This window comes from Micromonospora sp. NPDC005215 (assembly GCF_040607915.1).
In the GTDB taxonomy this organism is placed as follows: Bacteria; Actinomycetota; Actinomycetes; order Mycobacteriales; family Micromonosporaceae; genus Micromonospora.
This window is the reverse complement of the sequence record NZ_JBEXHQ010000049.1, coordinates 30,867-57,834: the sequence shown is the minus strand read 5'-3', so window position 1 is coordinate 57,834 and position 26,968 is coordinate 30,867. Positions and strand designations below refer to the sequence as shown.

Here is a 26,968-nt window from a genome sequence, read left to right as displayed (position 1 = left end):
TCATCGCCCTGGCCATGCTCAACCTCGGCGGCCACCAACCCCAACTCCCCGGAAGATGATCACCGGCGACCCACACATCCAACACAAGACCCATATTCATACCTCTGCGGTATACCGCTCATCAGCACATCGACATGGCGGACAGCCACAGCGGATGGCGAGCGCCCTTCGCTGCTCTATCACGGCGATCCGGGTAGGTCACGCGGGTCGTTTTTCCCTCCGGCCCGGTCCGCTGCGGTCCCCGGAACGCTTGAGCAGGATCGCACCACCCACGATGAAGATGATGCTGAGGACCACCCCGATGAGGTTGCCCTGGGCCAGAACCGCGAAGAGCCCCAGCAGACCCACGATGACCGCCACCCCGCCGAGAAGTCGCATGAAGTAGCCGCCGACGGACTTGACTCGTTCATTCGCCATGATGATTTTGTGCCCAACCGGCTGACACCACAAACGCGAGATGGCAGAGGTCAGCACACTCGCCCCGTCGACCCGAGGCGGTCCGGACGGTCGTCAGCCGTCGATGCTCGTCCACTCCATGGTGTTGCAGCTCGATGCGAAACCGTGCCCGTCCTACTGGGTCCACGCGCTGAAGGCGTCGTTCGCCGCCGCGGCTGGGTTGGCCTGAACGTTGCGGCCGGAACGCTCAGTCGCCGGTGATCCGGTGGTGCTCGTCGGTCTCCATGTCGATGAAGGCCTGGATCATGTCGCGGTAGATCCGCTCGATCAGGTCCGGGTCCGCGCCGGCGTCGTCCGCCAGCGTGCGGACCCGGGCCACCACCTGCGCCACCCGGTCCGGGGCACGGACCGACTGCTTGTCGCTCTTGAGCGGGGCCGCCCGCCGGACCAGGGCCTCCCGGCGGGCGAGCAGCCCGACGAGCGCCGCGTCCAACTCGTCGATCTGGGCGCGAATGTCGGTCAGCGCCGACGCGGTGTCTGTCATGCCGGAAATCGTCGCATGGCAGGGCCGGATGCTCGGACCGTCGCGATGCCACAGTGCACGCCGAGCACTTCCCGCTGGCGGCCTGGCCGGGGAGCTACGCGACGCGGCCGACGCGTTGGACGCCTTCGACGGCGGCGACCCGACCACCGACGTACGCGCCGTCTTCTCGTGGTCCTACCGGGCGCTGAGCCCAGCGGCCGGTCGGATGTTCCGGCTGCTGGGGTTGCATCCCGGTCCGGACATCGCCGTGCCGGCCGTGGCCAGCCTGGCCGGTGTCTCGCTGCGCGAGGCCCGGGCGCTGCTGACCGAGCTGACCCGCACCCACCTGGTCATCGAGCACGCACCCGGCCGGTACGCGATCCACGACCTGCTGCGCGTCTACGCGACCGAGCTGACCCACGACCTCGACAGCGACGGTGAGCGTCGGGCTGCCGTGCGCCGGGTGCTCGACTCCTATCTGCACATCGCCTACGCCGGTGCCCGGCTCCTGCAGCCCTTCCGCGATCCGATCGACCTGGGCATCGTCCACAGTGGCGTCGCGGCGGTGGCGCCGACCGATGCCGGACAGGCGATGGCCTGGTTCATGGCGGAGCATCCGGTGCTGCTCAACGCGGTGAGCCGCGCGGCCGAGGACGGGCTGTACGCGCACGCGTGGCGGTTGGCCTGGACGATGGCCGACTTCTTCGACCGCAAGGGCCACTGGCAGGATTGGGCCACGACCCACGAGACGGCGTTGACCGCCGCCGACCTGCTCGCCGATCGTTGGGCTGCCGCCAGCGTCCGCCGTGGTCTGGGCCGTGCCCGCGCCCTCAACTCGGTCGGCTGGCAGTACGCCCAACTCCGTGATCACGGCGCGGCCCTGCGGCACTGCCGGCGGGCGCTGCACCTGGTACGCGAGGTGGGCGACCGGTTCGGTGAGGCCAACACCTGGGACAGCATCGGCTACGCCCACCACCATCTCGGCGACTACCAGCAGGCCACCGCCTGTTACCAGCGGGCGGTGGAGCTGTTCCGAGATCTTGGCGACCGCTACTACGAGGCCGACACGCTCACCCACGCCGGGGAGAGCCACCAGGCGGCGGGCGACCCGGAGGCCGCCCTGCTCGCCTGGCTGCGGGCGTTGGACATCCTCGGCGCGCTCGGTCACTCCGACGCCGACCGGCTCCGCGTCATGCTCCGTCACCACCCACTCGCCCACCCCAGCGGTACGGCGTGTCGGCACCCGGGCCTCGTATAGTTCCGAGGGTGCAGAGGGAGAAGGTTCGGCAGGCGTACGGTTCCATCGCAAATCTCTACATCGACCTGTTCGGCACGAGCCAACAGGTCGACCCCGACGACCTCGCCTTCATCGGTCGACATCTGGCAGGTCAGCCCGGCACGGTGCTCGACCTGGGCTGCGGCCCGGGCCATCTCACCGGTTACCTTCGTTCGCTGGGCGTCGACGCCAGGGGGATCGACCTGGTCCCCGAGTTCATCACCCACGCACAGGCGGCCCACCCGGGCGTCGAGTTCCACCTCGGGTCGTTCGAACACCTCGACGTCCCCACCGGCTCCGTCGACGGCATCCTGGCCTGGTATTCACTGATCCACCTGCCGCCACCGGAGTTCGACGGCGTACTCAGTGAGTTCCGGCGGGCGATGGCCCCGGGCGGGAGATTGGTGCTGGGCTTCTTCGACGCCGACGAGATCGGCCCGTTCGACCACAAGGTGGTGACCGCCTACCGCTGGCCCCCCGACGACGTGTCCGAGCGACTCGGCCGGGCCGGCTTCCGGGAGGTCGAACGCCAACAACGGCCCAGCGAAGGCGGCCATCGGCCACATGCCGCCATCGCGGCGGTCGCGGAGCAGCGGCGAGCCGGGTAGCCGGGGCCGTCAGCGCCGTGGGTGTCGATCGCGTCAGTCGGCGCTGTCGACGAACGCCGCACGCGGTTCGAGATGCTGGCCCTGCGCGTACTCCGCGGCGAAGCCGGTCGCGCCGAGCGCCTCGACCGCGGCCACCCGCACGGCCGCCAGGTCGGCCGCGTCATCGGGGTCGGGCACCTGACCCAGCGCCGCGAATGCGGCGTCCGTGACGGCGACCATCCGACCGGCCCGCGCGTGGTCGCCCTGGGCCGACGCGAGCGCGGCGCCCGCCAGGCAGACGTACGGGACGAAGTCCGCCCAGCCGTTCCGGAAGACCCTCTCCCGACTCGCGGCGAAGAACGCCGCCGCCGCGTCGAGATTGCCGAGACCCAACTCGCAGAACCCGAGGTTGTGGGTCTCCGAGTTGACGAGTTTGGGCTGGCCCAGAGCCTCGTTGAGCGCGATGCTCTCCCGATAGAGCTGCCGGGCCCGGGTCAGGTCGCCGGACATCCGGGCCACGGCGGCCAGCACGTGGCGGGGCCGCTCCTCCAGGCTCCGATCGCCGGACCGGAGGGCAACCACCAGCGCTTCCCGAGCGCGGGCCTCCCCGCCAGGGAGGTCACCACCACGGATGGCGACCCGGGCGAGGCTGTACCGGGCCTCCACCTCCCCCGACGGATCGCCGGCCGCCCGCGCCCTGTCGATCTCGACCTCGCTCATTCGCACCACCGCGTCGGTTTCGCCCCGGCGGAAGGCCGCGCGAACATCGTCGCTGAAACCCACTTCTGTTGCCCCTCTCGCTCCGGACCGCGCCTCAATCCATGATGGCTTGGAAGATCGTCCAGTTCTCGACGAGGCGAAAGCCCATCGCCTCGTAGAGCGGTCGGCCCATCGCGCTCGGATGCAGGTAGGCGGCCTCCGCGCCGGCCGCGATGCCATCCCGCAGTACGGCTTCCGTGATCGCTCGGCCCACTCCACGGCCTCGTGCGGCGGGCAGCACGGCGATGTTGAACACGCCGAGCACGCCGTGAGTCCGCAACCCGAGCCCGGTGCCGACGGGTCGGCCGGACTCCTCGGCCAAATAGCCGGCGACCGGGTCGGCGTCGAGCACACCGCCGCCCATCAGCGAACCGAAGGCGTCCTCTGGAGCTTCGAAGCCCCGCGTGAGGGTGTCGGTGTAGAGGCCGGCCTCCGCCGCGCGGACCTGGCGGATCGACTCGCGCCGCGTCGTGCCGGCCCGGAACACGACGTCACCCGCGGTGCAGGCCAGCAACGGCAGAGCACTGCGACTGAGCAAGCCGTGCCGGGCGGCGAGATCGCGGACCTCGTCGTCCGCCTCACCTCGAACCATGATCGACCAGTGCTCGGCCTGCCTGCCTACCTCGACCGCCAGCTTGTCGAGTGACCCGAGATCCGGCTCCAGTGTCGTGTCGTAGGCCACGTTCAGCGACGCCACCCCCGCCTGGGTCACCGCAGCTGTGGCGGTGCCCCGCTCGGCGTACCAGCCCTTCGGGGTGACCGCGCAGAGAACCTTGATGGCGTCGGCATACGACGCCGCTATCCGATCGGCGCTGGTGTTGATCGAACCCTCCTCGTTGCTCCGTAGCCCGCTGGCCAGGCGATTGCCTGGGCCGGTTTCCACCGCCGGGAAACCGGCCCCAGGCAGGTCGGTTGTGTTCGCTCGGCCGGTTGCGGCACCGCGCGGGGACGGTCAGGCGGTGAGCTTGCTGGCGATGGTGACCACTCGCTGCGCCATGTGGTCGAGGGCGTTGAGCTGCGCGTCGCCCAGCGGCGCGTCGTTGCTTCCGCCGGTGACGTGCGAGACGCCGTACGGGTTGCCGTCGGCGAACTTCAGCGGGTCGGTGTAGCCGGGTGCGACGACCAGACCGCCGAAGTGGTGGATCGTGTTGTAGAGCGCCAGGAGCGTCGACTCCTGCCCACCGTGGGCGGTCATGGAGGCGGTGAAACCGGCGTACACCTTGTCGGCCAGCAGACCCTGCCCCCACTGCGGGCCGAGGGTGTCGAGGAACTGCTTGAGCTGGCTGGAGACGTTGCCGTACCGGGTGGGGGTGCCGAACAGCACCGCGTCGGCCCAGACGACGTCGTCGGCGGTCGCCTTCGCCTCGCTCTTGGTTGCGTCGAAGTGCTGGCTCCAGGCGGCGTTGGAGGCGATGGCCTCCTGCGGGGCAAGCTCCGGAACCTGGCGCAGCCGCACCTCGGCGCCGGCCTTCTCGCCGGCCTCGGCGAGCCGCTTGGCCATGGCGTGGACGGTGCCGGTCGAGGAGTAGTAGATGACGGCGAGCTTGGCCATGGGAGGGGTCCTTTCGTCGAAAGTAGTTGCTGGCAGTAAATTTGCTGAAGCAACAATCTGACTCTAGCAACGGCAGCGAGCGGGTTGCCACCGGACCCCCGGGCCGCCCGACGTGCCCTCTTACGGCGGGTGGGGACTCGGATACCGACAAACGGTGCTCGGCGGCGGAGAACGCCGAGGGACTACCGAAGCCCCCGAGCCGGGACAGCTGACGCCGGACGGGACGATCCACTGCCGGTACGATCGGCCGCGTGGATCTGGACGTCACCGCGGACCGGCTCGGGGTACCCGTCGAGGATGTCGACCGCGTGCACCGCCTGGCGAACGACCGGCCGTCGGCCCCGCTGCCCGCCAGGGCCGACGCGCCCGCGATCCTCGACCGGCTCGCGGTACGGCCGGACGACGCCGCCGAGATCATGGCGGGCTGGCCCGACCCCGACTCGGCATTGTGGACCCCGGAGTTGCGCTGGCTGCTCGACCGCTCGACCGCTCTGGTTCTCGCCGACCTCGGGGGCCACGGCTGGCTGTCGCCCGGTCCGGAGCTGCCGCGCGAACGAGGTCCGGCCTGGCGGCACCTCTACGTGTACGCGTACCTGGCCCTGGTCGACGTCGTCCGGGGCTACCACCGCGACCACGGCATCACCGATGACGTGTCCTGGGCGACCCTCGCCGACCTGGGCCGCAACCTCGCGATCGACCGGCGGATGCACCGCGAGGGTTGGCCGGTCATGCAGAGCTGGCTGACGCTGCACGCGCGCGGCGGCCTCTACGAGTTGGGCCGACTGCAGCACCAGCGCGGCGGCACCGTCATCGACCTGCACGTCCCCGAGGCGGGGCCGCTGACCCCGGAGGCCGTCGCGGCATCGCTCGACGAGGCCCGCGCGTTCTTCCCACGCCACTTTCCCGACGAGCGCTACACCGCGTTCGCGTGCGGCTCCTGGCTGCTCGACCCACAGTTGCGGGAGTACCTGCCCGAGGACTCCAACATCATCCGGTTCCAGCAGCGGTTCGAGCTGGACCCCTACGAGGAACCGGAGGGGCTGGACGCCGATGTCGAGGTGCTGCGGTTCGCGTTCCGCACCCTGACCACCCCACTCGACCAGTTACCGCGCGGCACAGTGCTCCAGCGTGCGGTCGTCGACCACCTGAACGCCGGCCGGCACTGGCGCTGGCACCGGGGTCGATTCCCGTTCTAGCCAGAAGACTGGCGACGGTGCCACCACTGGCTGCGCCACCGCACCGTCGGCGGGCGACCGCGCCGGCGACCGGTCGGTCACGGCAGAATCTCGACGTACCCGTCGCTGCCGTGTACGCGGATCCGCTGTCCGTCGGAGATCAGCCGGGTGGCGTCCACCACGCTGACGACAGCCGGCAGGCCATACTCCCGGGCGATCACCGCGCCGTGTGTCATCAGTCCCCCGACCTCTGTCACCAGGCCCGCGATGCCGACGAAGAGGGGCGTCCAGCTCGGATCCGTGTGCGCCGTGACGAGGATGTCACCCGGTTCGAGATGAGCCTGGGCCAGGTCCAGGATGACGCGGGCGCGCCCTTCGATGGTGCCGGCGGAAACCGGTAGGCCGATCAGGGCGCCGGCCGGCACGTCGTCGCGCCGGTACGCCCCGGTGATGGCCTCGCCATCGGAGGTCAGCACCCGGGGCGGTGTGAGCGCCTGGTACGACCGGAACGCGTCCTTGCGTTGCTCGATCAGCGTGTCGTCCACCTGGTTCGAGCGCACGACGTCGTGCAACTCCTGGAACGTGAGGTAGAAGGCGTCCTCCCGCTCGCGGAGCACGTTGGCCCGCACGAGGCGCTCGGCCTCTCCCAGCAGGGCCTGCTTGTAGACGAAGTAGCGGCTGATGATGCCGTACTTCGGGTATTCCCGGTAGCCGATGAAGGTCCGGACCCGGTCGATCATCCGCTTGGTCTCGTCGGCCTTCTGCTCCCCGTCTGGCAGCGCCCGCAGGCGCACCAACACCTCCTGCGCCTTCTTCTCAGCATCCTGCCGCCCCTGCTCGAAGCGCCGCTGGGCGGCGCCCGGCGCGAAGTTCGCGACGTTGTCGAGGAGCACGGGCAGGAGCGTGGCGGGGCGTTCGCGCCAACGCGGTCTCGTGATGTCGATCTCGCCGACGCAGCGCATGCCGTACCGGTCGAGGTATGCCTCGATGGCGTCGCGCGCTTCGGTCCCGCCGGCGACCTTCGGCAGCTCGTCCAGAAAGCCGTCGTCCTCGACGCCCCGCAGGAATGCCACCACCTCCGGATGCGGACGGATCACGTCCGCGACGTCGAGCAGCGCGAGCCCCATCTCCGACGTGACGTTACCGGGGGCGGACAGCGTGAGGGTGTCGGCGGCGTTCTTCTCGCCGAGCCATTCCCCCAGCCGGTCGTTGAGCCACCAGGTGGCCTCCATCCCCGCCATGATCGCCTGCATGCTCACGGGATCGCCGAGATCCCGCTTGTGCTCCACGAAGGCTTCCAGCAGGAAGTCGAACAGCGCTGGTCCGGTCAACGTGGCGATGTCGTGGCGTAGGGCGGCGATGGACGCCTCGCTGCGCTTGATCAGTTGGGTGACGATGGCCGGATCGGTAGCGATCGGGGCGGACGCCGCGCCGACCGGCGGGCCACCGGGACCGCTGTCCGGCAGCGCCGGAACGAAGCCGGGGCGGTCGAGGACGGTCTCCAGCGCGTCCCGGGTCAGCGGATCGGTCCGGCCGGACATCTCCAGGAAGCCGGCACGGCTAGAAGGCGAGGCCAGCATCCGGGTCGCGTCGACGAACAGTCTGCCGCCAGCCTCGTGCATCGGCGCCATGGCCGTCAGCTGCCACATGGACAGGCCCAGCGGCCTCATGGGGTCGGTCATCATCTGCTGGTGGCCGACGGAGAGATAGATGTGGTTTTCCTGGTCGCGGGCGGTGGGGATGGGGAAGAGCGTGGTGATCGGCCGGCTCTGCACGATCTGGAAGTCATCGTCGACCAGGCACCATTCGATGTCCTGCGGACAGCCGGCCTGCGCCTCGATCCGTCGCCCGAGTCGCACGAGCCGCACGACCTGCGCATCCGTCAGCGCCGGCTGCTCCCGGCGCTGCGGGTCGATCGCCACCTCCTGCGTTCCACCACCCGGCAGGGCGTGCACGGCGACCTGTTTGGCGGCGATCGCCCTGGCGACGACCACACCTTCGCGCACCGTGAAGACGTCCGGGTTCACCCGGCCGGAGACCAGGGCCTCGCCGAGGCCGAAGCTGGCGTCCACGGTGGCGACCTTCCGGTTGCCGGAGACGGGGTCGGCCGTGAACAGGACGCCGGCCGACTGCGGGAAGACCATCTGCTGCACGACCACTGCCATGCCGACCTTTCGGTGGTCGAAGCCGTTGCGCAGCCGGTAGGTCACGGCCCGCTCGGTGAACAGCGACGCCCAGCACCGGCTGACGTACGCAAGGATCGCCGCCGGGCCCAGGACATTGAGGTAGGTGTCCTGCTGGCCCGCGAAGGAGGCCGTCGGCAGGTCCTCCGCCGTCGCGCTGGAACGCACGGCGTAGGCCGATCGCTCGCCGAGCACAGCGAGCGCACGGGTGATCGCCGCCGCGAGATCGCCAGGGATGGCGGTCCCTTCGATTCGCTGGCGGACCTCGGCGCTGAGCGCGCGGATCGGCTCCCGGTCATCCGGACTCAGGCGCGACAGCTGATCGAGCAGATCGCCGATCGCCGGCCCTTCCGCCACGATCCGCCGGAAGGCGGCCGTGGTGACGCAGAAACCCGCCGGCACGCGGATGCCGTCGATCCGCGACAGCCCGCCCAGGTGCGCGGCCTTGCCGCCGACGAGCGCGACCTGGGTCTGGTCGACCTCTCGAAGATCCACGACATACTGCTCGATCATCGCCACACCTCCCGGGCCGCCGTGCTCCGTCGCGCCGCATCCGCCGAAAACTCCCGCGACCACCGTGCCGACCCCGTCCGCGGATCGCGGTAGCCGCGCCCCCCGTACAACGACAACAGACCCACGTCGTGCCCCCGTTTACTCGTCGGTGCCGTGTCCGGCCGCCGATTCTGCGGCACGACCCCGGTCTTGCCGCAAGCCCCCCGGTACGCTATAAGTTAGAAGTGGCAGGGAGTCGGATCTCCCTGCCTTTTGCTGTGGTCGTCCGTCGCAGGCTGCGTTCCTTCGACCGGGTCAGTAACTGTCGGGAACGAGCGGCGGACGCCGGAGCGCCGGCCGCGGCACCGACTGGTCCTGGTTACGCCAACCCGGCCATCGACGCCAGGCGGCCGAGCCGAGAATGCTCAGCACCGCCGGTCCGAGCACGAGCCGGATGACGGTGACGTCGACGATGACAGCGGTCGCCAGGCCGATGCCGATCATCTTGATGCTGGTGTCCTGGATCGGCACGAAGGACAGGAACACCACCGTCATGATCGCCGCGGCGGCGGTGATCAGACGACCCGTGCTGTCCACGCCGACCAGGATGGCGCGCCGGGCGTCGTGGCCGCTGTCGTACTCCTCCTTGATGGCCGAGAGCAGGAACACCTCGTAGTCCATCGAGAGCCCGAAGAGGACCGCGAACAACAACATCGGCACCATCGACATGATCGGCACAGGCTCGTCGATGCCGATCAGCGACAGGCCCCAGCCCCACTGGAAGATGACCACCAGGACGCCGAACGCCGCGCCGATCGACAGCAGCGCCATCACCGCCGCCTTGATGGCGATCACGGGCGCCCGGAACATCGCGATCAGCAGCAGCGCCGCCACTACCAGCACGGCGAGCACCATCCAGGGCAGCCGACTGCCGACCGCGTCGGACAGGTCGGTGACGAAAGCGGTGGGACCACCGAGATAGATGCGTCCGTCGGTGCCCTGCTCGGCCGCCGGTGCCACGTCATCGCGGATGCGGTGCAGCAGGTCACTGACCTCGGCGTCCTGCGGCGAGTGCTTGGGTACCACGGTGAGCAGCGCGAAGCCACCGTCCTGGCTCGGCTGGGCCGGAGTCACCAGTGACACTTCCGGATCAGCCGAGAGGCCGCTGCTCAGCTTCTGTAGCATCGCGTCGCCCTGGCCACCGCTCGGCAGCTCGGCAACGACAAGGAACGGTGCGTTCCAGCCGGCGCCGAACTCCGTGGCAACAGTGTCGTACGCCTTGCGCTGGGTGAAACTCGTCGGGGCGTTGCCGTCGTCCGGTGTGCCCAGCCGCAGGCTGAACATCGGGATCGTGAGCACGACGAGGACCAGCAGAGCGCCGGTGGCGTACGCGTAGCGGTTCTTCGCGACCCGGTCCGCCCACCGACCCCAGCCGCCGAGTGCCTGAGCAGCCCCGGGCTCTCCGGCGACCGGCGCGTCCTTGCGTCGACGGCCGATGCGCAGGGCGTTGACCTTCGGCCCCAGCAGCCCGAGCACCGCCGGCAGCAGGGTCAGAGCGGCGAGCATCGTCATGCTGACGGTCAACGCCGCGGCCACGCCCATGCCGCCGATGAACGGGATGCCGGTGAGTAGCAGGCCGAGGATCGCCGCCACCACTGTGGCGCCGGCGAACAGCACCGCGTGGCCTGCTGTGGCGAGCGCCCGCCCGACGGCGTCGGCCTTCGGCATGCCGGTCGAGAGGTAGTGCCGGAACCTGGTGATCACGAACAACGCGTAGTCGACACCCGCCCCCAGACCGAGCATCACTGCCACGATCGGGGCGATGGCCGGGATGTCCATGCTGGTTCCGGCGATCAACACCAGTGCGGTGCCGGCCATCAACCCGAGCACGGCAACCAACACGGGCAGTCCGGCGGCGACCACCGAACCGAACGCGATCAACAGGATGAGCAGCGCCGCGCCGACGCCGATGAGCTCCGAGCCGCTGGTCTCCGGGGTGGCAGCGAGATCCACCACCAGGCCACGGAACTCCACAGTCATCCCGGCGGCACGAGCCTTGTCGGCCGCGGTGTCGAGCCGCTCGCTCTGCTCGGCGGTGAGGTCGCCGAGCTCCTTGTCGTACTGCACGGAACTGATCGCGGTGCGGCCGTCAGCACTGAGCTGACCGCCCCCCTCGACCAGCGGATCGGCGGCGGACCGGACGTCTGGCTGTCCGGCGAAGTCCGCGACCACCGCGCGGATGGCGTCGGCCTTGGCCGGATCGCGGAGCGTACCGCTGTCGCTGTGCCAGACGACGTCGGCGCTGACGGCACCGAGCTCGGCGAAGTGCTTCTGGGTGAGGTCCACAGCACGTTGCGACTCCGCGCCGGGAATCCGGAATTCGTTGACGAAGGCGCCGCCGCTGGCCTGAGCCACGCCGAGCAACGCCATGGCGGTCACGACCCAGGCCGCGATCGTGAGCCACGGGTGCCGGGCGGTCGTGCGCCCCAACCGCTCAAGGGTTCTCTCCATGCCCACACAGTAAATACATTGGGTGTAATATTGCAATAGCTGCAACGTCCAAGATTGTAGGATGCAGCGATGACTGGCAACATGGGCCTTCGCGAGCGGAAGAAGGCGCGCACCCGACAGGCGCTCGTTGACGCGGCGATCGCACTGTTCGCCAGCAAGGGGTACGACGAGACCACCATCGCCGACGTGACGGCCGCCGCCGACGTCTCGCCGCGCACCTTCTTCGTCCACTTCGCCAGCAAAGAGGACGTGCTGTTCGACGATCCCCCGCTCAAGCTGGAGCTCTTCACCGCCGTGCTGGCGCAGCCCGGTCCGGACGAGACCCCGGCGCAGCTGCTGCGCCGGGCGTTCCACTCGGTTCTCAACTCCGACACCGACCCCCTGGGCCAGTCCGAGCGCCTCCGCGCCGACCTGATCCTCCAGACACCGGCACTGCAGGCCGGCGCCGTGCGCAAGGTGTTGGAGGGTCAACGCGAGATCGTCCGAGCGCTGCTCGACGCCTATCCCGACACGCTGGACCCGGTGACCGCCTCGGCACTGGTCGGTGCCATGGTGGGCACCCTGGTCGGCGCGATCACCATGCTCTACTCCGACGCCGAGGTGGCGGCCCGGATGGCCGCCGATCCGCAGCAGATGCGCGCCGCGCTGGAAACCGCCATCGCGTCCACCTGGCAACACCTCGGCGACACCGGCTGATCCAGCTGCGCGAAACGCGGTCGGCGCCCCGACGAGGCGCCCGAACCACGCCTGACCCGACGCCGATCGACTACTCGCGTACGCCCGAAACCGGGAAGCTGCCGAACATGCCAGCCTTCACCGTGCCGGCAATGGTGTTCTTGTCGACGACGGTGGTGAAGGTCAGAGTCACGTTGAACTTCGACATCTTCATCTTCCAGTGGAGGTCGGCGCCGGACACCGCGCCGTCAAGCACCTCAGTCGTCAGACCGTTGTCGAGATTGGTGACGGTTCCCGTGACGCGGTCTCCGGCGGTCTGCAGGTCGAGCTGGAGCCGCTGCTTGCCCAACGGGCTGTCGGTCGTCAACTGCCACTTACCCTCGACGCTCATGCGAACCCTCCCCGAACCAGCGTGGATGTCCCAGCCCAGGGTAGGAATCCCGGCCGCCCTGGGAGCACCCCTACCGCACCCCTAATCCGGCACCCACCCGGAGCCGGACGGCGTCACGCGCCCCGTGCGGGATGGCGCTTTCAGTAGGGGTGGCCCGCTCCGGTAGGCCCGGCTAGGTTCGACATGTCCGGTGGTGCGGGCGGCAGGCGTCAGCTACACCCACAACCCTGACCGGATCGGCTGCGCACCGCAGGGTACGACGAGAAGGGTCACGTGCTGGTGCTGCTGAGCTGGCTGCTCGCGTCAACCGACGAGAGCCCGGATGCGATCCGGATCGACGACCAGGCAGCCTCGTGGGTGCGGATGCGACGGCTCGCCGCCGCGGTGGCCGACGACCTGCGCGGTGTGGACCGTGTGGCTGTCGACGCGACTGCCAGCCTGCACACGGTGGTCGGTGTGGTCGGTGCGCTGCTGGCCGGGTCCGCGGTGATACCGGTGCCGCCGGACGCCGGCCCGATGGAACGCGAGCACATTCTGCGTGACTCGGCGCCCGGAGCGATGCTCGTGCCGGCTCGCGGTGAGCGCCGGGAGACACCCGACGGGCTTCCGACCATTCCGATTGACCTGGGACGAGGATCGGATACCAGCCATCCGGAGCCGGATCCGGCCAGCGTCGCGCTGATTCTCTACACCAGTGGCACCACCGGCGCGCCGAAGGGCGTGACGCTGTCCCGCCGAGCCATCGCCGCCTGCCTCGACGGGCTCGCCGCGGCCTGGCAGTGGACGCCGGACGACCTGCTCGTGCACGGCCTGCCACTGTTCCACGTGCACGGCCTAGTGCTCGGCGTGCTCGGCCCCCTGCGAGTGGGCAGCCGGCTGCACCACGTGGGCCAACCCCGCCCCCAGCGGTACGCGGCAGCGGCCGGCTCCCTCTACTTCGGCGTCCCCACCATCTGGTCCCGGATCGCCGCCGACGAGACCTCGGCCCGAGCCCTTCGCGCCGCGCGGCTACTGGTGTCGGGCAGCGCCGCCCTGCCCGCGACGGTGTTCGCCGACCTGACCAGGCTCACCGGCCACCAGATCGTCGAGCGCTACGGGATGACCGAAACGTTGATCACGGTGAGCGCCACCGCCGACGGCCCCCGCCGCGCGGGCGCCGTCGGTCTGCCGCTGCCGGGGGTATGCACCCGCCTGGTGGACGAGCAGGGCCGCTCGATGCCCACCGACGGCGTGGCGATGGGCGAACTCGAGGTGTGCGGCCCGACCCTCTTCGACGGGTACCTGAACCGGCCCGACGCGGACGCGGCCACCCGCACCGGGGACGGATGGTTCCGCACCGGCGACGTGGCCACGATCGGTCCGGACGGCTGGCATCGCATCGTCGGCCGGTCAGCCACCGACCTGATCAAGAGCGGCGGTTATCGGATCGGCGCTGGGGAGGTGGAGGACGCGCTGTTGGCGCATCCGGGTGTCCGGGAGGCCGCGGTGGTGGGTACACCGCACCCCGATCTCGGCCAGCAGGTGACGGCGTACGTCGTGGGTGACGGGATCGATGAGGCGCAACTGATCGAGTTCGTGGCCCGACAGCTGTCGACACACAAACGGCCCCGACAGGTGCGCGTGGTCGAGGCACTGCCCCGCAACGCTCTCGGCAAGGTGCAGAAGAGCCAGCTCAGGGCAAAGTGACCCGGCCAGGGCGCGCAGAGCGGCGGCCCACCGAACGACACGCCGTCATCCGGCGGCCACCAGCGATCCGGTGGTGGCGCCGTTGCACAGCGCCACCGCCGCCAGCAGCAGTCCACGGTCCACCATCCACCGCCCGGAGAAGCTGACGACCGGTCCGGGCACCAGCAGACGCGCCGCGAACCGCCGGCCGATCGGGTCGAGCGACACGGCGGCGTCGTCGAAACCCAGCCACCGGCGGGTCAACGGAAACCACGCCTTGTACACCGCCTCCTTGGCGCAGAACAGCAGCCGGTCCCAATGTACCGACGGATCATTCGCGCAGAGCCGGGCGATCAGGTCGCGCTCAGCAGCGCCGGCGATGACGTCCAGGATCCCGGTCGGCAGCGCCTCATGCGGCTCGGCGTCGACACCCACCGCGCTCAGCAGCGTGGCGGGAGCGGCCACCGCGGCCCGGTATCCCGCACAGTGGGTGATGCTACCGACCACACCGTCCGGCCACCGTGGCGCTCCTCGCTCCCCTGCGGTCAGCGGGACAGCGGGATGCCCGAGCTTCGCCAGCGCCTCCCGGGCACAGCGCCGCCCGGTCGCGAACTCGCGGCGACGCTTGGCGACCGCTCGTACGACCAGTGGCTCCTCCTCCGGGAAGAGCGGGGCCGGCAACTCGTCGTCGAAGGCCTCGGCCGTGGCCGCGACGGACGGCAGGATCCGTTCGATCACGACGCCACCACCCGGACCCGGGCGCTCCGGTTCACGCGAGGATCCTGTCGTGGTACGCCCGGACCAACTCATCGGCGGCATCGGCCACCGCGAGTGTGCCGGCCGCCACCGCGGCGTCCACCCCGGCTGGCATCGGCACCGCGGCCAGTTCGTCCAGGACCGCATGCCGGGCCTGCACCCGGATCGCCTCGATGCTCTGTTCACACCGGCGCCGCGCCAGATCGCCCGACTCGGTGCCAGACCGGTACCTGGCGGCCAGCCGCTCGACGAGTTCGACCAGCCCGGTGCCGTCGAGGGCACTGCAGGTCAGCACGGGTGGCACCGGCCGGCCGTCACGGGGCAGCAGCCGCAGCGCCGCCGCCAGTTGGCGCGCTGCGGCCTGGGCAGGCTTGTCGCGGTCGCCGTCCGCCTTGTTGATCACGATTAGATCGGCGCGCTCCAGCACGCCCATCTTCAGCCCTTGCAGGTCGTCGCCCGCCCCCACCAGTCCGAGCAGGAGGAAGGTGTCGACGATGGCAGCCACGGCGGTCTCCGACTGGCCGACGCCGACCGTCTCCACGAGCACGACGTCGTATCCGGCTGCCTCCACCACCGCCACTGCCGCAGCGGTGGCGCGGCCGAGGCCGCCGAGCCGCCCGGACGAGGGTGACCCCCGCAGGTACGCCCCCGGTGCCGCCGCCAACCGGGACATCCGGGTGGCGTCGCCCAGGATGCTGCCACCGGTGCGCTCCGACGACGGGTCCACGGCCAGCACCGCCACCCGGTGCCCGCGCTCGATCAGCAGGGCGCCGAGTGCGTCGATCAGCGTGGACTTGCCGGCGCCGGGCACGCCCGAGACGCCGATCCGGTGGGCGCCCCCGCGGTGTGGGGCGAGCTGGCGCAGCAGTCTGCGGCCATTGTCGCGGTCGGCCGGCAGCGTCGACTCGAGCATCGTGATGGCGCGGCCGATCGCGGCCCGTGAGCCGGCGAGGACCGCCTCCGCGCAGGCGTCCACAGCGGTGCTCACCCAGTGCTGCCAACGCGGTCGTCCAGGATGGCCAGCAACTTCTGAGCGGCTTGTGCGATCACCGTCCCGGAACCGAAGATCGCGGCCGCGCCGGCCGACCGCAGCGCATCGTGGTCGCCCGGCGGGATGACCCCGCCGATCACCACCAGGATGTCGCCGCGGCCCATCGCCACCAGCTCGGCCCGCAGCTCGGGCAGCATGCTGAGGTGGCCGCCGGCGAGAGAACTCACCCCGACCATGTGCACGTCGGCGTCGACCGCCTGAGTGGCGACCTCGCGAGGCGTCTGGAACAGGGGCCCGACGTCCACGTCGAAACCCAGATCGGCGAGTGCCCCGGCGACGACCTTCTGGCCACGATCGTGTCCATCCTGCCCGATCTTGGCGACGAGGATCCGGGGTCGACGGCCGTGTCTGACGGCGAACGCGGCGACCGCCGCCCGGGCGTCCCGGACCGCCCTGTCATCGCCGCTCTCCCGCTGATAGACACCGGACACCGTCTGGACGGTGGCGACATGCCGCCCGTACACGCGCTCCAGCGCAGCCGACATCTCCCCCACCGTCGCTCCGGCCCGCGCCGCATCCACGGCGCAGTGCAGCAGGTTGCCCGGCCCGGTGGCGTTGGACGGGCCGGCCGCGGCCGCCACCATCGCCTCCAGGGCAGCGCTGCAGGCAACCTCGTCCCGGACTTCCCGCAGCCGGCGCAGGCGCTCGGTCTGGGCCCGCAGCACGGCCGCGTTGTCCACCTTCAGCACCTCGATCCGCTCCCCTTCCGGCGCGGGAAAGACGTTCAGGCCGACCACCGGGCGCCGACGCGAGTCGATCCGGGCCTGCGTCCGCGCCGCGGTCTCCTCGATCCGCATCTTTGGCAGCCCCTGCCCGATTGCCCGGATCATGCCGCCGGCCGCTTCGATCTCGGCGAGATGCGTCCTGGCCCGGGCGATCAGGCCCGCGGTCAGGTGCTCGACATACCCGCTGCCGCCCCACGGATCGATCACGTGGGTGGTGCCGGCCTCATCCCGCAGCAGGAGCTGGGTGTCCCGGGCGATCCGCGCGGAGAAGTCGGTCGGCAGGGCGAGCGCCTCGTCGAAGGCGTTGGTGTGCAGCGACTGGGTGTGCCCCTGGGTCGCGGCCATCGCCTCCACAGCGGTACGCACCACGTTGTTCAGGACGTCGTGCGCGGTCAGTGACCAGCCCGAGGTCTGGCAGTGCGCACGCAGGCTCAGCGATTTGGGGCTGTGCGCCCCGAAACCGGACACCAACTCGGACCAGAGCACGCGGCCGGCCCGCAGCTTGGCGACCTCCATGAAGAAGTTCATGCCGACCGCCCAGAAGAACGACAGCCGCTGAGCGATCTTGTCGATGTCCAAGCCGGCGTCGCGGGCCGCGCGTAGGTACTCAAGGCCGTTCGCCAACGTGTAGGCGAGCTCCAGATCCGCGGTGGCTCCGGCCTCGTGCATGTGATAGCCGGAGATGGAGATCGAGTTGAATCGGGGCATCCGGGCTGCGGTCCAGGCGAGGATGTCGGCCACGATCCGCATCGACGGCGCGGGCGGATAGATGTAGGTGTTCCGGACCATGAACTCCTTGAGAATGTCGTTCTGGATGGTCCCGCTGAGCTTCTCCGGGGGAACCCCCTGCTCCTCCGCCGCGACGATGTAGAGCGCCAGGATCGGAAGCACGGCCCCGTTCATGGTCATCGACACGCTCGTCCGGTCGAGCGGGATGGCGTCGAAGAGGATACGCATGTCCAGGAGGGAATCGATGGCGACGCCGGCCATCCCGACGTCGCCGCGCGCCCGAGGATGGTCGGAGTCGTAGCCGCGATGCGTGGGCAGGTCGAAGGCGATCGACAGGCCGGTCTGCCCTGCCGCGAGGTTGCGGCGGTAGAAGGCGTTGGACTCCTCGGCCGTGGAGAAGCCGGCGTACTGACGGATCGTCCACGGCTGGGTGGTGTACATGGTCGGGTAGGGGCCACGGAGGAACGGCGGTGCGCCGGGCACGCCGCCGCCGACGCCGCCGACGGTGTACCGGTGCCGTAACGGGATGCCTTCGAGCGTGTCACCGGCGCTGCTCTGGCTGGTGACCAGAGCCGGTTCGGGCTCGCCGAACTCGAGGTCGCCGAAGTCCGGGATCATCGTGGCGCTCCCGCCTGGTCCAGAATCGCCGCGAGCGCGGCCACCGCGTCGCAGCCCGGGTAGAGGAAGCCGTCCGCGATCACGCCGGCCGTCGGCACGGCGACGGCCCAGAGGCGTACCCCCGGACGGCGCAATCGCTCGGGGATCGGGCCGCCGTCGAGCCCGCAGACGCACACCACCGTCGCGGTGGACACCTCCTCGGTGGTGCGCAGGCCGGCGACCTGGAGGATCCGCTCGACGATCGCGGTGTCGGCGGCCGCGGCCGGTGAGTCGAGCACCACCAGGCCGATCGGGGACACCTTCCCGTCCGCGGCGCGGTCCCGCAGCCGCTCGAACTCCACAGCGTGCCGGCCGTCGGTGAGGGTCGCGGGCGGGTCCTCGTCCAGAGCCGGAAACTCGGTGACGCCGACGATCGGGCGGCGCAGGCGGCGGACGTCGGCTCGGCGCCGCTGCGCTGCCTCAGCGAGTTCGGCGGCGACCGTGCCGTCGGCGACGGAGGCGACCATGCCGCCGTTGCGCTCGACGGCGCGGAATCGGTCCCACGCGGCGAGTGCCAGGTCACGGGTTAGTTGCTCGGCGTACCAGGAGCCGGCGGCCGGGTCCTGAACGCGCCCGGCCTCGGTCTCCAGCCGCAGCACCGCGTGAGTCGTGCGAGCCAGCCGCCGGGCGTCCGCGCCGGACGGGCCGCGGCACCCGTCATGGGGCAGAACGGTCACTGCGTCCGCCCCACCCACGACAGCGGCGAATGCGGCCACGGTGGACCGGACGATGTTCGTCCACGGAGCGCGGGCGGTCATCATCGTCCGGGACGTGACCGCGTGTTGACGCTGGCGCAGGGGTCCGGAGACGCCGGCAGCCCGGGCCACCCGGGTCCAGAGCAACTGGGCGGCGCGGAGCTTGGCGATGGCCGGCCACTGGTCGCAGCCCACCGCGTAGCGGAACTCGATCTGACCCATCGCGGTCCGCAGGTCAAGGCCCGCCGCGGTCAGCTCTCGAAGGTACGTGACTCCCGCGGCCAGCGCGTATGCCAACTCCAGCACGTCGGGCGCACCGGCATCGTGGTAGGTGGTGGCGTCCACGGTGGCGGCCCGCAGCGGCGGGTGCTCCTCGACACAGCGGCGCGCGAGCCGGGTCAGTGGCTCCAGCCGGGGTGACCGACCGGTGCGGACCGCCAGGCCCAGCGGATCGGCGCCGAGGTTTCCGCACAGTGGCACCGGGCGGTCGTGCAGTTGGCGCAGGAGAGCGTCGGCGGCCACCTCGGTCTGCGGGCCGGCGTCGAGCACCAGACAGAGACCACTCGACAGGACCGCGGGCGGCACGTCCTCGCTGACGAGCCAGAGCGAGGTCGTGCCGCCGGCCACCTCCTCGGCGAGATCGGCCTCGTCCGTGAGTTGCTGGCGGACGTCCCACGGGCCCGGGGCGGGGTGCACCTCCGGCACCGCGTGACTGTCCACGTACAACGGTGCGATCGTGACGCCGTCGTCGGTGGTCGTGGCGAGGATGCGGTCGACGTCGGCCGCGTCGGCGACCTCTCCGGTCTTGCGGAGCACCGGCAGGGCCAGCTCGCGCCAGAGATCCAGGGTCGCCGGGCTTCGCGTGGTGACGGACACTACGGCGTCTCCTTCGTGGTCCAGGTGTCGGCCTGCTGAAGTAGCTCGTTCAGCAGCTGCTCAGGGCTCGCGTCGACGGCTGCGTCCCGCAGTTGCCTCTGGACGAGCTCGCCGTAGCTGGGGCGGTGAACATCGCGAAGGACGCCGATCGGGGTGGTGCCCAGGTCGGAGCCGGAGAGTCGGGTCAGGGCGAAGGCGTACGCCGGATTCTCGACGGCGACGTCGTGGACGACGGCCTGACCACCTTCTTGGACCTCCAGGCCGAGGCCGCCGTCCGCGCGTACGACGGAGAACCGTCGTTCGGCGCCGAACGTGATCGGCTGGCCGTGTTCGAGGCGGATCAGGTGGTCGTCGCGGCTGGTCGGATCCTTGATCAGCTCGAAGGCACCGTCGTTGAAGATGTTGCAGTTCTGGTAGATCTCGACGAGCGCGCTGCCCTGATGCTCGGCGGCGGCGCGGAGCACCGACTGGAGGTGCTTGCGGTCGGAGTCGATGGTGCGCGCCACGAACGTGGCCTCGGCCCCCAACGCCAGCGAGAGCGGGTTGAACGGTGGGTCCGCCGAACCGTCCGGCGTGGACTTGGTGATCTTCCCGAGTTCGGAGGTCGGTGAGTACTGGCCTTTGGTCAGACCGTAGATCCGGTTGTTGAACAGCAGGATCTTGAGGTTGACGTTCCGGCGGAGCGCGTGGATCAGGTGGTTGCCACCGATGGAGAGCGCGTCGCCGTCGCCGGTGACCACCCAGACCGACAGGTCCGGCCGGGACACCGACAGGCCGGTCGCGATCGCCGGGGCGCGACCGTGGATCGAGTGCATCCCGTACGTGTTCAGGTAGTACGGGAACCGCGAGGAGCAGCCGATCCCCGAGACGAAGACGATGTTCTCCCGCGCGATGCCGAGTTCGGGCAGGAACCCTTGCACGGCGGCGAGGATCGCATAGTCACCGCAGCCTGGGCACCAGCGCACCTCCTGGTCGGATTTGAAGTCCTTCGCCGTCAGCGTGACCGGCGTGAGCGGGATGGTGGGGCTAGCCATTCTTGACCACGTCCTCAAGCAGGCTTTCCAGCGTCGCGGCGGTGAACGGCAGGCCGCTGACCTGGTTGAACGGGACCGCGTCGACCAGGTATCTCGCCCGGATGACATGGGCCAACTGGCCCAGGTTCATCTCCGGGACGACGATCTTGTCGTAGCCCGCGAGCACCGCACCGAGATTGGCCGGCAGCGGGGCGAGGTGGCGCAGGTGCGCCTGGGCGATCGGCAGCCCGCGCTGGCGCAGTGCCCGGCAGGCCGCGCCGATCGGGCCGTACGTCGATCCCCAGCCGAGCACCAGCACCCGGCCGCCCTGTCGGTCGCCGTTGTCCGCGTCCGGGTCCTCGACCTCGACAGCTGGTACGTCGATCGCCTCGATCCGGGCCGCCCGGGTGCGGACCATGAACTCGTGGTTGTCCGGGTCGTAACAGATGTCCCCGGTCTTGTCGGCCTTTTCCAGGCCACCGATCCGGTGCTCCAGGCCGGGCGTGCCGGGGACGGCCCAGGGCCGGGCCAGGGTGTACGGGTCGCGCAGGTACGGCAGGAATCGTCCGTCGTCACCGTTGGGCGTGGTGGCGAACGTGACGCTGAGGTCGGGTAGCTCACCCGCATCGGGCAGCAGCCACGGCTCGGATCCGTTGGCCACGTAGTTGTCCGACAGCAGGATCACCGGGGTGCGGTAGGTCAGCGCGATCCGGGCCGCCTCGATCGCCGCGTGGAAGCAGTCGGACGGCGACTTCGGCGCGATCACCGCGAGCGGCGCCTCCCCATGCCGGCCGTACAACGCAATGTTCAGGTCGGCTTGCTCGGTCTTGGTCGGCATCCCCGTGGACGGGCCGGCCCGCTGCACATCGACGATCACCAGCGGCAGTTCGAGGGCGACGGCCAGGGAGATTGTTTCGCCCTTGAGCGCCACGCCCGGACCGGAGGTGGTGGTCACGCCGAGCGCGCCACCGTAGGAGGCGCCCAGGGCCGCGCCGATCGCCGCGATCTCGTCCTCGGCCTGCATCGTGGTGATTCCAAACCGCTTGTGCTTCGACAGTTCGTGCAGGATGTCCGAAGCCGGGGTGATCGGGTAGGCACCGACGAACAGCGGCAGTTTCGACCGGACCGCCGCTGCCACCAGGCCGAGCGCGAGGGCTTGATTGCCCGTGATGTTGCGATAGGTGCCGGGGCGCATCTTCGCTGGTTTCACCTCGTACCGGACCGCGAAGTCCTCGGCGGTCTCCCCGAAGTTCCAGCCCGCCTGGAACGCGGCCTTGTTCGCCGTGACCAGATCCGGTCGCTTCGCGAACTTCCGCTCCAGAAACCTGAGGGTCGACTCGAAGGGCCGCGAATACATCCAGCTCAGCAGGCCCAACGCGAACATGTTCTTGGCCCGCTCGGCGTCCTTCTTGGAAATTCCCAGCTCGCTCACCGCGTCGACGGTCATCGAGGTGAGCGCGACCGGGTGCACCGCGAAATCGGCGAGGGAACCGTCGTCGAGCGGGCTGGCCGCGTAGCCCACCTTGGCCAGGTTGCGTGGGGTGAACTCGTCGGTATTGACGATGATGTCGGCGCCGGCCGGAAGGTCGGAGAGGTTCGCCTTGAGCGCCGCCGGGTTCATGGCGACCAGGACGTCGGGCGCGTCGCCGGGGGTGAGAATGTCGTAGTCGGCGAAGTGCACCTGGAAGCTCGACACGCCCGGCAGGGTGCCCGCGGGCGCCCTGATCTCGGCCGGAAAGTTGGGCAGCGTGGAGATGTCGTTACCCAGTTGGGCTGTTTCGGAGGTGAACCGGTCACCCGTCAGCTGCATGCCGTCGCCCGAGTCGCCGGCGAACCGGATGACCACCCGGTCGATGCGGAGGATTCGGTGGGACCCGGCGGCTTCGTTGGTGGGCGGCATCGGCATCTGAGCTCCCGTCGGGGCGCTATTCGGTGTCGGTTTGCAGGGTCGCGGTCAGGGTCTGCCAGGCGTGCTGCTCCGCCGTGGTCAGCGGCCGCTCGGGAAGGTCGTGTCCGGGCGGATCACCGTCGGTCTCGTCGGGCTGCTCGTCCTTCTCGGCGCGCAGCTTGAGCAGCAGATCGGCCGGCAGGAGGAGGACGGTGACGCTGACCATGCTGAAACTCATCACCAGGTCGTCTCCGTTGGTACGCAGCCATGGGACGACTCGTGTGCGCCACAAACCAGAGATTGCTCGTAAAGCTCGCATGACAGGGCTCCTAAGCGGGTTGCGAGAACAATTTTAAGGATCGTTCTTTTCTGCCGCTAATACCGTTCTTAAGCGTTCCCCCATCGCTGGCGTCAATTCCTAGCAGGGTTGACAAGCATTTACCAGCGGCTTTAACGTGACGGCCACGAGCGGGCGTCCGAGACCCCGATTCGCCACGGAATTCGGCACGACACTAGGGAGGTGTCGAATCATGTCCGAGACCCTGTACGAGGAATGTCGCCTGGAAGGTGGCCCCGGCTACATGCCCGAGGACCTGCGCAGCACCCACGTGTCCATGACGGACCACAAGGTGAAGGTCATGTTCTACAACGGGTGGGAGCATTTCGAACGGATCAACGAATTCACCGAGACCGGCGTGCCCATCTTCCGCTGGACGATGCGGACCAAAACGGCAGAGTGACGAGGCGCCGTCGGGCAGCGTGGCCGGACGGCGCCCAGCCGTAATTGCCGCTCAGACGTCTACGGCCGCGTGGCTGGCGCCGTTAACACCCTCGTCGATCCGGTCGTCGAGCGCCGCGGCCAATTCCCCGCGCTGCCGGATCCCCAGTTTCCGGTACGCCCGGGTGAGATGCTGTTCAACCGTGCTCACCGTGATGTAGAGCTGGTCGGCGACGGCACGGTTGGTGTAGCCGGACGCCGCCAGTGCGGCGACCCGCCGCTCGGCATCGCTGAGGCTCTCCGACCCGTACGCGTCGACGCTCGCCAGTCGCGCGCCATTGGTGGCCGGCTCCGGTTCGGCCCGGTTCAGGCGCTCCAGCAATGGCCGGCAACCGCACTGCTCGGCGAGTTCCCGGGCGGTGCGATCAGCCATCCGCGCGCGGTTCAGCTGGCCCGCCGCCCGCAGCGCGTCAGCGAGTTCAGCGCACGCCCACGCGGCCGTGACCCGGTCCTCGCCCGCCATCAGCAACTCGGCAGCCTCTTCGAGCAGCGACAGTCGCTGCTCCGGTGAGCTGACCGCGGCGAGCACCGCCATGGCCGCGCCGCGGACCTCCGGGTAGCGGTCGCCGAGCAGTCTGAGCTGCTTGTTCGCCTGCTCCCGGCACTGCCGTCGAAACCCCTGCTTGAGGTACGCCTGGGCGAGGCCCAGTCGCCACGGCACCACCCCCGTCACGTCGTACTGCCAAGCCTTGACCATCCGGCCGCACGACTGGAAGTCGCGGACTGCGGCCTGCACCTGGTCGGTTGCCAGATAGAAGGTGCCCCGGGCGTAGAGGTGCTTCAGGCCGAAGGGCGTGGTCAGGGTGCTCGCCGGCAGCGCGACCTCCAGATACCCGGCTGCGGCCGCGTAGTCCCCGGCCAGCGTCGAGCCCGTGATCAGGGTCGCCAACACTCCGCCGAGGGCTACCCCCCAGCCTTCCAGTGAGATGGTGGACAGCGCCGTCCTCGCCGTGGCGTGCGCCTCGGCAACGGCGCCGCGGCGCAGCATGATCTCGGCTCGCAGTGCCAGGATCAACGCCCGCCAGGTGGGCGTCCGGCTGACCGGCTCCTCCACCAGCCGCCGGTCGCACCACCCCACGGCCAGGTCCGTCCGGCCCGCGACTATCAGGATCGACAACGCGGTGAACAGAGTCGGCAGGGCGCCGTCGGTGATCGGTGAACGGTCCAGCAGTCCACGTGCCAACTCGATCGTCTTGGCGTCCGGTCCCCGGCTCGCGGACCGCCGCAGCAAGGCCACGGTCTGCCGCTGCGCCGTCTTCGTGTTCAAATCCGGCCGGGCTCGCATCAGCGCGGCCCATCGGCGATGCAGACGGTTGGCCTCGGCAGGGAAGAGCGAGGACAGCCACAGGATGGTCATCCCGACTGTCGTCACCGCCTGCTCGTCCAGGTCGTCCCGGTCGAACAGGCCGCTGATCGTGTCGATCGCCTCACCGGGCCTGCCGTGCCAGAGCAGCAGGTGCACGGCCATCATCCGGCAGCGCACGACGGACCGCAGGTCGCCCTCGGCGGTCAGCAGTCCGTGCAGGCAGCGCAGCGCCCGGGCGGGGTCGCGGCGCCACTCGGTTCTGGCCAGCAGTGCGGCAACGGTGGCCCGGTATGTCTCGTCATCGTTCGGCGTCTGAGCCGCGCGAAGGTAGTTGAGTGTGCGGTCGAGATCGCCCTCGCCGAGCGCCCGCACCGCCTCGTCGCACAGCGTCTGTGCCGCCCACGCCTCCGTCACCCGGTCCGCGGCGAGAAGGTGGTCGGCGACGGCGCCCTGGGGGAAGCCGGCGCCGTGCAGCACTCGGGCGGCCGCGCCATGCAATGGAGCCAACTCACGTGGTTCGATCCCGGCCAGCACCGCTGCTCGCAACGAAGGATGCCGGTAGCTGCCGTCCTCCACCAGGCCGGCGTCGACCAGGAGCGCGAGCTCGTGGACCACCTCCTCGGCGCTCCTGCCGAGCATCTGGCCCAGCAGAGCCGTCGACCCGTTACCAAGCACCGCGAGCGCCCGGGCCACGTCACTGGTGGTGGGCTGGCAGCGGTACAGGCAGTCGGCGACCGCGTCGGCGAACCGGTCGCCGGGTGTCGGCCGTCCGCCGGCCCAGTGGCCTTCGCTGTCCTCGATGAGGGCTCGCAGCAGCAACGGGTTGCCCCCGGTCAGCACCGAGCATTCGGCGACCAAGGAGGCGTCGGTCGCGGCGGAGGTGGCTCGCAACACCCCCTCCACACCGACCGGACTGAGCAGCCGTACGGGAATCTGCCGACAGTTGGGGTTGCGGACCATGTCGGCCCGCAGGAAACGGTCCTGCCAGTAGCGCCGTGTTCCCTCGCTGAGCAGCAGCAGTACGCGCGCGTGCCGCGCGCGGCGGGCGAGATAGGACAGGCACTGCAGCGACGGGCGATCGGCCAGATGCATGTCGTCCACGACGATGACCAGCGGCGCCGCGGCGCCGAGCCGGAGAATCGGCAGGCACAGTCGCTGCAGCGTGTGCATCGCGACCGGGTTCGTGGTGTCGCCCGGTGAGGTGGACCAGGTCAGGGCCACCTCGGCAAGCAGGTCGGTCACGGTGGCCGCTTCCGTCTCCGGCAGATCCGCCCGGTGGAGCAACTGGCCCACGATGCCCAGCGGCACCTCCTGCTCGCCGTGCGAGCCGGTGGCGGTCAGCACCTGACAACCAGCGCGTGCGGCTCGCTCGACGAACTCCTGCAAAAGGCTGGTCTTACCGCTCCCGGCCGGGCCGGTGATCAGAGCGATTCCGCCGTTCCCGCGGAGTGCCCCGCTCAGCAGTTCCTCGCATGCTCGCCATTGATATGTTCGTTCGACCAGAGTCATCCAACGCCCCCGTTAGGCTCTGTGCTTCCGACCAAGACAGCGCCGCCGCAGGCAGCGAACGCCGCCGACCCCCCCAGGGCCGACCGGCTCAACGGAAAGACATCCCACAGCTATCGAGAAACACAGGAAAAATGTCGGTTCGATGGCGGCAGATGTCGCGTTCAATTGTGTATAGATCGAAGACCGGTCGCGCCCAGATGCACCTCCCGTGGGTCAACTGTCGCTTTCAACGCCAATGCGCTTCGATCACCGCGCGGCGCTCAAGATCATGGCGATCGCCTCGCCCGGTGCATATTCCCAAAGCGCAAATCTGATTTTGCGCCATGTAACCACGAATCATCGAGGAGAAATGTCCTCGACCAGATCGAGTGACCTAGATCTCACTACCCGCGGGTCAACCTAGTGATGAGAATTCGGACGTTCCTCCCAACCTGGATAACAATGTTTCGGGAAAGTGAACGATGTCTTACCCTCGGGACCCGGGAATGACCCGCGAGAGAGCGTGGTTGGTCGCGGCCGATGACGTCGGACCCACGTGCGCGGCCGATCGTCGCTCCACACAGGACCAGGCCCGGGAGGAGGCGGTCGAGCGGGACGCTCCTCCCACTTGAGAGCAAAACCCCGCCCCTCGCGGCCGGCTTCGAGGTGCCGCCGACCACCGGGTGATGCTGCCTGCGGTGAGCGGTCGACCCGCTCGCCGTCTGCACCGAGGACCTCTCCGTCAGCGGGCCACCCCGCTCGCGCAGGCATATCCGCCCGCCAGCCATCGAAGACGCCACCCCTCACCCCTGTTGCTGGCT

General features: G+C 69.8%; 23 protein-coding genes. 7 read left to right on the top strand and 16 right to left on the bottom strand.

Annotation, left to right across the window (positions count from 1 at the left end):
• Nucleotides 1-198 precede the first annotated feature (198 nt).
• Entirely contained in the window at nucleotides 199-417 is a 219-nt protein-coding gene (locus ABZU25_RS28160) for a hypothetical protein (protein ID WP_355032378.1), read from the bottom strand.
• A 40-nt stretch (nucleotides 418-457) separates the two neighbouring features.
• Between ABZU25_RS28160 and ABZU25_RS28155 the strand changes: the two genes are divergently transcribed.
• Entirely contained in the window at nucleotides 458-625 is a 168-nt protein-coding gene (locus ABZU25_RS28155) for a hypothetical protein (RefSeq protein WP_355032377.1), read from the top strand.
• Between the two features lie 18 nt (nucleotides 626-643).
• On the opposite strand, the gene ABZU25_RS28150 is transcribed toward ABZU25_RS28155, so the two are convergent.
• On the bottom strand, nucleotides 644-940 hold the full coding sequence (locus ABZU25_RS28150; RefSeq protein ID WP_355032376.1) for a chorismate mutase: 297 nt from the start codon (nucleotides 938-940) through the stop codon (nucleotides 644-646).
• On the opposite strand from ABZU25_RS28150, the gene ABZU25_RS28145 reads away from it, so the two are divergent.
• Nucleotides 939-2,177, top strand: a complete 1,239-nt coding sequence (locus tag ABZU25_RS28145; protein WP_355032375.1) for a tetratricopeptide repeat protein — start codon at nucleotides 939-941, stop codon at nucleotides 2,175-2,177. The two genes, ABZU25_RS28150 and ABZU25_RS28145, sit on opposite strands and share 2 nt — an antisense overlap.
• An 8-nt stretch (nucleotides 2,178-2,185) precedes the next feature.
• A complete protein-coding gene (locus tag ABZU25_RS28140) occupies nucleotides 2,186-2,803 on the top strand; it encodes a class I SAM-dependent methyltransferase (protein ID WP_355032374.1) in 618 nt (205 codons plus the stop codon).
• A 33-nt stretch (nucleotides 2,804-2,836) separates the two neighbouring features.
• Here ABZU25_RS28140 and ABZU25_RS28135 read toward each other — a convergent pair whose 3' ends face one another.
• The 3 genes from ABZU25_RS28135 to wrbA form a co-directional block, all read right to left on the bottom strand.
• Nucleotides 2,837-3,502 carry a tetratricopeptide repeat protein gene (locus tag ABZU25_RS28135; RefSeq protein WP_355032373.1) on the bottom strand — a complete coding sequence of 222 codons (666 nt, stop codon included), beginning with the start codon at nucleotides 3,500-3,502 and terminating at the stop codon, nucleotides 2,837-2,839.
• Between the two features lie 94 nt (nucleotides 3,503-3,596).
• Nucleotides 3,597-4,424, bottom strand: a complete 828-nt coding sequence (locus ABZU25_RS28130) for a GNAT family N-acetyltransferase (RefSeq protein WP_355032372.1) — start codon at nucleotides 4,422-4,424, stop codon at nucleotides 3,597-3,599.
• Between the two features lie 69 nt (nucleotides 4,425-4,493).
• Nucleotides 4,494-5,093, bottom strand: coding sequence for an NAD(P)H:quinone oxidoreductase (gene wrbA / locus ABZU25_RS28125; RefSeq protein WP_355032371.1), 600 nt, complete (start codon nucleotides 5,091-5,093; stop codon nucleotides 4,494-4,496).
• A 251-nt stretch (nucleotides 5,094-5,344) separates the two neighbouring features.
• Here wrbA and ABZU25_RS28120 point away from each other — a divergent pair, with 251 nt between their 5' ends.
• A complete protein-coding gene (locus ABZU25_RS28120; protein ID WP_355032370.1) occupies nucleotides 5,345-6,289 on the top strand; it encodes an acyltransferase domain-containing protein in 945 nt (314 codons plus the stop codon).
• Between the two features lie 77 nt (nucleotides 6,290-6,366).
• Here the strand turns inward: ABZU25_RS28120 and rph are convergent, their stop codons facing one another.
• Nucleotides 6,367-8,964, bottom strand: coding sequence for a rifamycin-inactivating phosphotransferase (gene rph / locus ABZU25_RS28115; RefSeq protein ID WP_355032369.1), 2,598 nt, complete (start codon nucleotides 8,962-8,964; stop codon nucleotides 6,367-6,369).
• A 294-nt stretch (nucleotides 8,965-9,258) separates the two neighbouring features.
• Complete coding sequence (locus tag ABZU25_RS28110) at nucleotides 9,259-11,499, bottom strand: MMPL family transporter (protein WP_355032368.1); 2,241 nt, start codon at nucleotides 11,497-11,499, stop codon at nucleotides 9,259-9,261.
• Nucleotides 11,500-11,523: 24 nt separating this feature from the next.
• On the opposite strand from ABZU25_RS28110, the gene ABZU25_RS28105 reads away from it, so the two are divergent.
• Entirely contained in the window at nucleotides 11,524-12,150 is a 627-nt protein-coding gene (locus ABZU25_RS28105) for a TetR/AcrR family transcriptional regulator (RefSeq protein WP_355032367.1), read from the top strand.
• Between the two features lie 70 nt (nucleotides 12,151-12,220).
• Here the strand turns inward: ABZU25_RS28105 and ABZU25_RS28100 are convergent, their stop codons facing one another.
• Nucleotides 12,221-12,520: a hypothetical protein gene (locus ABZU25_RS28100; RefSeq protein ID WP_355032366.1), complete on the bottom strand. Its 300-nt coding sequence runs from the start codon at nucleotides 12,518-12,520 to the stop codon at nucleotides 12,221-12,223.
• A gap of 276 nt (nucleotides 12,521-12,796) precedes the next feature.
• Between ABZU25_RS28100 and ABZU25_RS28095 the strand changes: the two genes are divergently transcribed.
• Entirely contained in the window at nucleotides 12,797-14,206 is a 1,410-nt protein-coding gene (locus ABZU25_RS28095; protein WP_355032380.1) for an acyl-CoA synthetase, read from the top strand.
• 45 nt (nucleotides 14,207-14,251) lie between these two features.
• Here ABZU25_RS28095 and ABZU25_RS28090 read toward each other — a convergent pair whose 3' ends face one another.
• The 7 genes from ABZU25_RS28090 to ABZU25_RS28060 are packed head-to-tail and all read right to left on the bottom strand — an operon-like array spanning nucleotide 14,252 to nucleotide 22,813.
• Nucleotides 14,252-14,923, bottom strand: coding sequence for a 4'-phosphopantetheinyl transferase superfamily protein (locus ABZU25_RS28090; RefSeq protein WP_355032365.1), 672 nt, complete (start codon nucleotides 14,921-14,923; stop codon nucleotides 14,252-14,254).
• A 31-nt stretch (nucleotides 14,924-14,954) separates the two neighbouring features.
• A complete protein-coding gene (gene meaB / locus ABZU25_RS28085; protein ID WP_355032364.1) occupies nucleotides 14,955-15,929 on the bottom strand; it encodes a methylmalonyl Co-A mutase-associated GTPase MeaB in 975 nt (324 codons plus the stop codon).
• A complete protein-coding gene (gene scpA, locus ABZU25_RS28080) occupies nucleotides 15,926-18,064 on the bottom strand; it encodes a methylmalonyl-CoA mutase (RefSeq protein ID WP_355032363.1) in 2,139 nt (712 codons plus the stop codon). Before scpA ends, meaB begins: the two co-directional genes overlap by 4 nt.
• A complete protein-coding gene (locus tag ABZU25_RS28075) occupies nucleotides 18,061-19,674 on the bottom strand; it encodes a methylmalonyl-CoA mutase family protein (protein WP_355032362.1) in 1,614 nt (537 codons plus the stop codon). Before ABZU25_RS28075 ends, scpA begins: the two co-directional genes overlap by 4 nt.
• Complete coding sequence (locus tag ABZU25_RS28070; RefSeq protein WP_355032361.1) at nucleotides 19,674-20,708, bottom strand: 2-oxoacid:ferredoxin oxidoreductase subunit beta; 1,035 nt, start codon at nucleotides 20,706-20,708, stop codon at nucleotides 19,674-19,676. The genes ABZU25_RS28075 and ABZU25_RS28070 overlap by 1 nt, the downstream gene beginning before the upstream one ends.
• Nucleotides 20,701-22,587, bottom strand: a complete 1,887-nt coding sequence (locus ABZU25_RS28065) for a 2-oxoacid:acceptor oxidoreductase subunit alpha (RefSeq protein ID WP_355032379.1) — start codon at nucleotides 22,585-22,587, stop codon at nucleotides 20,701-20,703. The genes ABZU25_RS28070 and ABZU25_RS28065 overlap by 8 nt, the downstream gene beginning before the upstream one ends.
• 25 nt (nucleotides 22,588-22,612) lie before the next feature.
• Nucleotides 22,613-22,813, bottom strand: a complete 201-nt coding sequence (locus ABZU25_RS28060; RefSeq protein WP_355032360.1) for a hypothetical protein — start codon at nucleotides 22,811-22,813, stop codon at nucleotides 22,613-22,615.
• A gap of 292 nt (nucleotides 22,814-23,105) precedes the next feature.
• Here ABZU25_RS28060 and ABZU25_RS28055 point away from each other — a divergent pair, with 292 nt between their 5' ends.
• A complete protein-coding gene (locus ABZU25_RS28055) occupies nucleotides 23,106-23,315 on the top strand; it encodes a DUF5988 family protein (RefSeq protein ID WP_355032359.1) in 210 nt (69 codons plus the stop codon).
• 51 nt (nucleotides 23,316-23,366) lie between these two features.
• On the opposite strand, the gene ABZU25_RS28050 is transcribed toward ABZU25_RS28055, so the two are convergent.
• The gene (locus ABZU25_RS28050) at nucleotides 23,367-26,168 is read right to left on the bottom strand and encodes an AAA family ATPase (protein WP_355032358.1); all 2,802 of its coding nucleotides are present in this window, start codon (nucleotides 26,166-26,168) and stop codon (nucleotides 23,367-23,369) included.
• Nucleotides 26,169-26,968 lie beyond the last annotated feature (800 nt).